The sequence below is a fragment of the Burkholderia sp. Se-20378 genome (assembly GCF_017104665.1).
Classification (GTDB): domain Bacteria; phylum Pseudomonadota; class Gammaproteobacteria; order Burkholderiales; family Burkholderiaceae; genus Burkholderia; species Burkholderia lata.
In genome coordinates, this window is sequence record NZ_JAAGPG010000824.1 from 1 (window position 1) to 2,443 (window position 2,443).

Sequence of the window (2,443 nt, forward strand, 5' to 3'; positions counted from 1 at the left end):
TGGCTGATGCTCGACCTGTCGATCAAGGTGCTGCCGATGCCCGTCGCCGAAGTCACGCTGAAGTTCGAGATGACCGCGACCGACGCGGTACGCAAGCTCAACGAATGGGGCGGCCATCCACTGCCCGTCAGCGCGAGCGGGTGGCGCAACGGCACGCTCGTGCTGCGCCTGTCGGGCGCCGAGGCGGCCGTGAAATCGGCGAAGACGCTGCTCGGCGGCGAAGTCGTCGACGCGGTCGAGGCCGAGCGCTTCTGGGCCGGCCTGCGCGAACATACCGACCCGTTCTTCAACGGCATCCCGCCCGGCTATGCGCTGTGGCGCCTCGCGCTGCCGTCGATCACCGAACCGATGCACCTGCCCGGCACCCAGCTGATGGAATGGGGTGGCGCGCAGCGCTGGTGGATCACCGACGCCGACGCGCAGACCGTGCGGATGAGCGCGAAGCAGGCCGGCGGCCACGCGACGCTGTTCCGCGCGGGCGACGCGTACGACCGCAGCGCGGGCGTGTTCACGCCGCTCCCCGCCCCGATGATGAAAATCCACCGCGGGCTGAAGGCCGCGTTCGATCCCGCGCGCATCTTCAACCGCGGCCGGCTCTACCCGGATCTTTGAGCGATGCAAACGAACCTCGCCGATTTCATCCGCAATACGCCCGATGGCGACGAAGCCGACGCGATATTGCGCAAGTGCGTGCATTGCGGGTTTTGCACCGCGACCTGCCCGACCTACCAGTTGCTCGGCGACGAACTCGACGGCCCGCGCGGCCGTATCTACCTGATCAAGCAGATGGTCGAAGGCGCGCCCGTCACGCGCAGCACGCAGCAGCACCTCGACCGCTGCCTCACGTGCCGCAGTTGCGAGACGACCTGCCCGTCCGGCGTCCAGTACGGCCGGCTCGTCGAGATCGGCCGCAAGCACGTCGAGGCGCAGGTGCAGCGCCCGGTGCAGCAGCGTCTCGTGCGCCGCGTGCTCGCGAGCCTCGTGCCGAACGCCGCGCTGTTCTCGCCGGTGATGCGGCTCGGCCAGCACGTGCGTCCGCTGCTGCCGAAGCGGCTGCGCGACAAGGTGCCGCCGCGCACGCGGCTGCTCGAATGGCCGCACCGCACGCATACGCGCAAGATGCTGATGCTCGGCGGCTGCGTGCAGCCGTCGATGCTGCCGAACATCAACATCGCAACCGCGCGCGTGCTGGACGCGCTCGGCATCGAGACGGTCGTCGCGCCCGATGCGGGCTGCTGCGGCGCGATCCGCCTGCACCTGAACTATCACGACGAAGCGCTCGACGACGCGTGCCGCAACATCGACGCGTGGTGGCCCCATGTCGAACAGGGCGTCGAGGCGATCGTGATGAATGCGTCGGGCTGTGGCGCCACCGTGCTCGAATACGCGCACCTGCTGCGCGACGACCCGGCCTACGCGGAGAAAGCGCAGCGCATCGTGTCGCTCACGCGCGACATCTCGGACGTGCTGCTCGCGTTCGAGGCCGAGCTCGCAACGCTCGCGCGGCGCCGCGCGATCCATACGGTCGCGTACCACCCGCCGTGCACGCTGCAGCACGGCCAGCAGTCGCGCGGCAAGGTCGAACGCCTGCTCGAGACGCTCGGCATCGACGTGCGGCTGCCGGCCGACAGCCATCTTTGCTGCGGGTCGGCCGGCACCTATTCGCTGACGCAGCCATCGCTGTCGTACCGGTTGCGCAAGCAGAAGCTGCTGAAGCTGCAGGCGCTCGAACCGCAGATGATCGTCTCCGGCAACGTCGGCTGCATCGCGCACCTGCAGAGCGGCACGCAGATTCCGGTCGCCCACTGGATCCAGCTCGTCGAGCATCTGCTGTACGGCTAGGACCCGCGCATGCGAATGACGGCTGGGCGCTGGGCCTCGCGCACGGCGTCCGTATAATGGGCGGATCGAGGCGTCGCGTGCCGCGGCGCCTCCGCACCATGCCTGCTTCCGTGCCTGCTTTCGTACCCGTCATGTCCGATCTCGCCGCCCGTCTCGAATCCGTTCATCGCCGCATCGCCGACGTCGCCCGCGCGGCCGGCCGCGATCCCGCCACCGTGTCGCTGCTCGCGGTGTCAAAAACATTTCCCGCCGACGACGTGCGCGCCGCGCATGCGGCCGGGCAGCGCGCCTTCGGCGAAAACTACGTGCAGGAATCGATCGACAAGATCGATGCGCTCGCCGACCTGCGCGCGGACCTCGAATGGCATTTCATCGGGCCGCTGCAGTCGAACAAGACGCGCCCGGTTGCCGAACGCTTCGACTGGGTCCATTCGGTCGACCGGCTGAAGATCGCGCAGCGCCTGTCGGAACAGCGCCCCGCGCACCTGCCGCCGCTCAACGTGTGCGTGCAGGTGAACATCAGCGGCGAGGCGTCGAAGAGCGGCGTCGCGCCGGCCGACGTGGCCGAGGTTGCGCGCGCGGTCGCCGCGCGGCCGCCGCT

The 2,443-nt window shown here is 69.3% G+C and carries 2 protein-coding genes and 1 pseudogene; all 3 read left to right on the plus strand.

Features of this window, described 5'->3' with window-relative positions; all coding sequences use genetic code 11:
- Positions 1-612: pseudogene (glcE, locus tag G3N93_RS37915) on the plus strand (glycolate oxidase subunit GlcE); the annotation flags it as partial.
- 3 nt (positions 613-615) lie between these two features.
- Positions 616-1,842 carry a glycolate oxidase subunit GlcF gene (gene glcF, locus G3N93_RS37920; protein WP_206135314.1) on the plus strand — a complete coding sequence of 409 codons (1,227 nt, stop codon included), beginning with the start codon at positions 616-618 and terminating at the stop codon, positions 1,840-1,842.
- Positions 1,843-1,973: 131 nt separating this feature from the next.
- Positions 1,974-2,443 (plus strand): YggS family pyridoxal phosphate-dependent enzyme (locus G3N93_RS37925; RefSeq protein WP_206135315.1); only part of this gene is annotated, 470 nt, incomplete at its 3' end.

Bases quoted from the DNA above. Each gene is read 5' to 3' on its own strand.
- glcF (WP_206135314.1), top strand. From the start codon at position 616: ATGCAAACGAACCTCGCCGATTTCATCCGCAATACGCCCGATGGCGAC.